At 61.7% G+C, this 5,806-nt stretch carries 6 protein-coding genes; 1 reads left to right on the top strand and 5 read right to left on the bottom strand.

The features are described from left to right. Window positions 1-108: 108 nt before the first annotated feature. The 5 genes from Q0341_RS06920 to Q0341_RS06940 are packed head-to-tail and all read right to left on the bottom strand — an operon-like array spanning window position 109 to window position 5,266. Window positions 109-1,626: an ABC transporter substrate-binding protein gene (locus Q0341_RS06920; RefSeq protein WP_299511481.1), complete on the bottom strand. Its 1,518-nt coding sequence runs from the start codon at window positions 1,624-1,626 to the stop codon at window positions 109-111. Then, entirely contained in the window at window positions 1,623-2,462 is an 840-nt protein-coding gene (locus tag Q0341_RS06925; protein WP_299511483.1) for an ATP-binding cassette domain-containing protein, read from the bottom strand. The genes Q0341_RS06920 and Q0341_RS06925 overlap by 4 nt, the downstream gene beginning before the upstream one ends. Further along, entirely contained in the window at window positions 2,459-3,463 is a 1,005-nt protein-coding gene (locus Q0341_RS06930) for an ABC transporter ATP-binding protein (protein WP_299511485.1), read from the bottom strand. Before Q0341_RS06930 ends, Q0341_RS06925 begins: the two co-directional genes overlap by 4 nt. Window positions 3,464-3,465: 2 nt before the next feature. Then, entirely contained in the window at window positions 3,466-4,311 is an 846-nt protein-coding gene (locus Q0341_RS06935; RefSeq protein ID WP_299511487.1) for an ABC transporter permease, read from the bottom strand. Then, entirely contained in the window at window positions 4,301-5,266 is a 966-nt protein-coding gene (locus Q0341_RS06940; RefSeq protein ID WP_299511489.1) for an ABC transporter permease, read from the bottom strand. Before Q0341_RS06940 ends, Q0341_RS06935 begins: the two co-directional genes overlap by 11 nt. Window positions 5,267-5,309: 43 nt before the next feature. Between Q0341_RS06940 and Q0341_RS06945 the strand changes: the two genes are divergently transcribed. Beyond that, on the top strand, window positions 5,310-5,806 hold a 497-nt coding region (locus Q0341_RS06945), incomplete at its 3' end, for a P1 family peptidase (protein WP_299511491.1).

The following is a 5,806-nucleotide window of genomic DNA, read 5'->3' on the forward strand; positions in this document are numbered from 1 at the left end:
CCACGACCCCTTGGTTCGTAGCCAAGTACTCTATCCAGCTGAGCTACAGCCGCATCATGCATAGAATTATAGCAAGCTTTTGAGGGCACTTTCGGGCTGCCCTTCAATTTATTGCCAAGACACAGCCGACATGTCGTTGGCAAAAATCGGCGAGCTGGACCACAGGCCTTGGAGGCCTTTGCGGTACACCGCCGTGTTGGTCGGATTGAACAAAAACACGTTGACCGCATCCTTGGCGATCATGCGCTGCATGTCACCAAACAGCTGGGTGCGGTCTTTGGCTGCCGTGGTGGCCGCGTGCTTGGCCGCCAAGTCGCGGAAAGCCTTGCTGTCGTAACCCCAGTAATACTGCGGGTTGGCGTAAGCCATGTAGTCCAGTGGCTCGACGTGGTTGATCACCGTCAGGTCAAAGTTGCCCTTGAAGGTGCCGCCCAGCCATTGGGCCCATTCCACGTTTTCAATTTTGGCCACAATGCCAACCTTGGCCAGCTGTGCGGCCAAGATTTCGCCGCCTTTGCGGGCATAGGGCGGTGGGGGCAAGGTCAAGGTCACGTTCAGTGGGGTTTGCACGCCGGCTTCCTTGAGCAGGGCCTTGGCTTTTTCAGGGTCGTAAGCGTAGGTATTGCTCAGCTCCACATAGCCCGCATCGGTGGGGGCCATGTGGCTGCCAATGGGCTTGGCCAGGCCTTCAAACACGCCGTCGATGAAGGCTTTTTTGTCAACCGCATGCGACAGGGCGCGACGCACGCGCACATCGTCAAACGGCTTTTTGCGGTTGTTGATGGTCATGATGCCTTTGCCGGCTGTGCTGCCCAGCTCGACCACAAAGCGCTTGTCCGACTGGAATCGCTTGAGGCTTTGTGGCGACTGGAAACGCGGCATGCCGTCGATGTCGCCCGCCAACAAGGCAGCCACCTGGGCGGCCGAGTCGTTGATGAAGCGGAAGGTGACCTTCTTCACCTTGATGGCGTTGGCATCGCGAAAGCCATCCCACTTGGACAAGGTCACAGCCGTGCCTTTGGCCCAGCGCTCCAATGTGTAAGGGCCGGTGCCCACAGGCTGGGTGGCGGCATTGGCCGCGCTGTTGGGATGAAGAATGACAGCGGTATTTTCGCCCATGCGGAACAAGAAATTGCCGTCCGGGTTGGTCAGCACCAGCACCACGGTGTGCGCATCGGGGGTAGAGATGTGGCTGATGTTGTTGAACACCGCTCCCTTGGCCTTGTTGGTGCTCTTGGCGTCTTTGGCCCGCTCAAAGCTGAATTTGACAGCGGCCGAGTCGAAAGTTGCGCCATCGGAAAACTTCACGCCCTTGCGCAGTTTGAAGGTGTAAGCCTTGCCGTCGGCGTCCATTTTCCAACTCTCGGCCAGCAAGGGGGTCACTCGGCCATCGACGTTGATCTTGGTCAGGCCTTCGAGGATGTTGTAGTGCACCACCTCACCAATGGCAGCGGCGGGAGCCATGGTCGGATCCAAACTGGTCGGCTCCAGGATCATGCCCAAAGTCACGGTGTCTTTGCGTGACTGCGCTTGCGCTTGCAAAGGCGCAGCCACCAAGCTGGCGACCAACACGGCTGCGGAGCTCAAAGCGAGGGCGCGGCGGGTCATGGAAGAGACGTTTTTCATGGGGACTCCTGCGTCAAAAAAGAAGGGGGCTGGCCTGGCACAGCGGCCAACAAAGCCCGAGTGTAAGGGTGCTCGGCTTGCTTGAAAATCTGTTCGGCCGGGCCTTGCTCGACCACACGGCCCGACTGCAACACCAGCACATCGTCGCACATCAGATTGACCACCGCCAAGTCGTGGCTGACAAACAAATAACTCAGGCCGTAGCGGTCTTGGAGGTCCATCATCAGGTTCAGCACCTGCGCCTGCACCGACACATCGAGCGCACTGACCGGCTCATCGGCCACGATCAGGGCGGGGTGGGTGATCAAGGCGCGGGCAATCGCAATGCGCTGGCGTTGCCCACCCGAAAACTCGTGCGGGTATTTGTCGAGGTCTGCGGTTCTGAGGCCTACCTCGCTCAAAGCCAAGGCAGCACGGTCGCGCAGCTCCGTTCGACCATCCGCAGGTTCGACCAAGGTCTTGATCGGCTCGGTCACGATGGCCAGCACTTTTTGACGCGGGTCCAGCGAGCCATACGGGTCTTGAAACACCATCTGAAAACCGCTGCGCAACTGCCGCAAGGCTTGCCCGTGGGTCTGGTGCACGTTCACACCCCTGAACACCACTTGCCCCTCGGTGGGTGTGTCCAGTGCCATGACCAAGCGTGCCAGCGTGGACTTGCCCGAGCCCGATTCGCCCACGATGCCCACACTTTTGCCCGGCGGCAAGGTAAAGCTCACGTCCGACAAAGCCTGCAAAGCGCCTGCGGGTTGAAACAAACCCGTGCGAGGCAAGGCAAAGCGCCGACCCAAGTGCTTCACCTCCAGCAGTGGCGCAGATGTGGGCGTCTCGCTCATGGCAGCCTCCAGCGCGGGCAACTGACCACATGGGGCGTTTCCCGAGCGGCTTCGTGTGCGATGTTTTCGGCCTGCGGGGGTGTTTGGCGGCAATCTTCCACAGCCAAACTGCAGCGGTCGGCAAACGCACAACCCGCAGGAAAATCCATCAACTCGGGCACGCTGCCAGGAATCGTGGTCAAGCGGGTACCGCGTGCCAGCCCCAAGCGCGGGCGCGCCGCAAACAAACCGCGTGTGTACGGATGCGCCCGATGCGCAAACAAATCGGGCGTGGCCGCACTCTCGACCACCGCCCCACCGTACATCACCATCACACGGTCCACCTGGTCCTGCATCAGGCCCAGATCGTGGCTGATCAAGAGCAAGCCCATACCGTCTTCGCGAACCAGTTGTTGGATGAGCGCCAACACTTCTTTTTGCACCGTCACATCCAGCGCGGTGGTGGGTTCGTCTGCAATCAACAGGTCGGGGCTGCAGGCCAGCGCGATCGAGATCATGATGCGCTGGCGTTGCCCGCCCGACAACTCATGCGGATACGCGTCAAGCCGCTCACGCGCCCGGGGCAGCTGCACCCGTTCGAGCAGTTGCAAGGCGCGGGCTTTGGCGTCGCGGGCGCTCATGTGTTGGTGCAGGCGCAAAGGCTCGGCAATCTGCTTCCAGATCGGGTGCAAGGGGTTGAGCGCCGTCATCGGCTCCTGAAAAATCATCGCCATGCGGGCACCGCGCAGCTGGCACATCTGCGGCTCGGGCAGACCCACCAGCTCTTGGCCTTGCAGCGCAATGGAGCCGCTCACGCGGGCGCGTTCAGGCAGCAAGCCCATCAGGGCCAAAGCCGTGAGCGATTTGCCGCTGCCGCTCTCACCAATCAGGCCCACCGTCTGGCCCCGCTCCATGCGCCAAGACACGCCACGCAGGGCTTGTGCCCAACCCCGGGCCGTGGGCAGGCTCACCCGCAAATCATCGACTTGCAGCAACGGTTTGGTGCTTGATCGATCGTTCATGTTCACCTTTGCCGCGCCAGCCGAGGATCGAGCACATCGCGCAATCCATCGCCCAGCAAATTCAGCCCCAGCACCGCCAGCGCAATAGCCGCGCCCGGGTACACCGCCAGCATGGGGGCTTGGAACATCTGGGACTGCGCTTCGTTGAGCATGCGGCCCCAGCTGGGTTGCGGCGGCTGCGTGCCCAGGCCCAAATATGACAAAGCCGCCTCGGCCAAGATGGCGATCGCGAACTGGATGGTGGCCTGCACGATCAGCACGCTGGCGATGTTGGGCAGCACATGCGTGAGTGTGATGGCCAGCGGGCCCTGGCCTGCGGCTCGGGCAGCTGCGGTGAAGTCGCGCGCCCAGACCGCGTTGGCCGCGCCGCGCGAAATGCGGGCAAAAACCGGGATGTTGAAAATGCCAATCGCCACAATGCTTACTACCAGACCCGGCCCGTAAATGGCCGTGAGCATGATGGCCGACAACAAGGCCGGAAATGCAAAGGTGAAATCCGAGGCCCGCATGATGAGCTCTTCCACCCAGCCGCGTCGCGCCGAGGCCAGTAAGCCCAAAGGCACGCCCACACCCAGGCCAATGCCCACCGCAATGAAGCCCACCAGCAAGGAGTTTTGGCTGCCCACCAAAAGCAAGGAACCGATGTCACGCCCCAGGCTGTCGGTGCCCAGCCAATGCGCGGCGCTGGGCGAAGCCAGTTTGTTGGGAATGTCGATGTCGCCCACCGGGTAAGGGGACCAAAACATGGAGAGCACCGCGCACAGCACCATCAGCAGCACCATGGCACCGCCCGCCACAAAACTCGGGTGTCGCAAAGCGCGTCGCCAAACAGTGTTCTTATTTGGCATGGCCTGCCTTCAATCGTGGATCGATCCACGCATACAGCACGTCGATGCAAAAGTTGATAAGGATGACCAGCGCCGACAGCAACATGACCACATCGCGCACCACGATCAGGTCGCGGTTGGCAATGGCCTGAAAAATCAGCCGCCCAATGCCGGGCAGCACAAACACGTTTTCAATCACGATGGCGCTGGTGATCAGGTTGCCGAACTGCAAGCCCATCACCGTGAGCACCGGGATCATGGCGTTGCGCAGCACATGGCCCCACAGGACCTGACGGCGTGACAGGCCTTTGGCCCGTGCGGTGCGCACAAAGTCTTCGCGCAAAGTGTCGAGCACGGCCGATCGGGTGACTCGCGTCAAGATGGCCGTTTGCACCGCCGCCAGCGCCATGGCGGGTAAAAGCAAGGCCTTGATGCCCTCGCCCACCCCGCCGCCATCGTCCTCGGACCAGCCCGGGAAACCGCCCGCGCTCACCCACTCCAGGTGTACCGCGAACAGCAAGATCAAAAGAATAGCCAGCCAGAAATTGGGCAGGGCCAAGCCCAGTTGGCTGAGCGTCATCACGCCCACATCACCCGCCTTGTTTTGCTGCGAAGCGGCGTAAATGCCCAGCGCCAGCGCCAGCGCCACCGTGAGCCCCATGGCCATCACGGCCAGCGGCAGCGTGACTTGCATGCGCTCGGCCATCAATTGGGCGGTGGGGGTGTCGTAAGAGATGCTCAGGCCCGTCTGCCCCTGCAGCATGCCGCCCATCCAACTTAGGTAACGGGTGGCCGCGGGCTGGTTCAGGCCCAATTTTTCTTCCATCGCGGCAATGGACTCGGGCGTGGCCGTTTCGCCCAAAATAACCTGCGCGGCATTGCCCGGCAGCAACTCCAGCACCGCAAACACCACGATCGATGTGGCCAGCAGGGTCAGCACAAAGCTCAGCAACCGTCTCAAAACAAACAGGGGCACGCGCTATCCTTGGGGCTGTGAGCAACGATGAACAGGGTATTCAATGACATCACAAACGATTGTAAACAGCGCCCCCAAATCCCTTGCGGGCTCGATTGTGGATGTCCCCGGCCTGCAGGTCGGTCACTTCACACTGAGTGAACGGCTGACGGGCTGCTCGGTGGTCTTGGCTCCCGGTGGTGCCGTGGGCGCGGTGGACGTGCGCGGGGCCGCCCCGGGCACCCGCGAGACCGATTTGCTGGACCCAGCCAATCTGGTCGACAAAGTGCATGCCGTGGTGCTGAGCGGCGGCAGCGCCTTTGGCCTGGACGCCGCCACGGGCGTGGTGCGCTGGCTCGATGAGCAGGGCATCGGTTTTGAAACCGGCTATGGCCGCGTGCCCATCGTGCCTGCTGCCGTGTTGTTTGACTTGCCGGTGGTGCGCCCGGGCGACGACCCCAAAGCCCGGCCCGGCGCAGATGCAGGCTATGCCGCCTGCCAAGCGGCGTCCACAGACGAGGGTGTCCTTTGGTCTTTGGTAGTACCCCACTCATTTCAACC

The sequence above is a fragment of the uncultured Limnohabitans sp. genome, from assembly GCF_937889215.1.
Lineage (GTDB): Bacteria > Pseudomonadota > Gammaproteobacteria > Burkholderiales > Burkholderiaceae_C > Limnohabitans_A.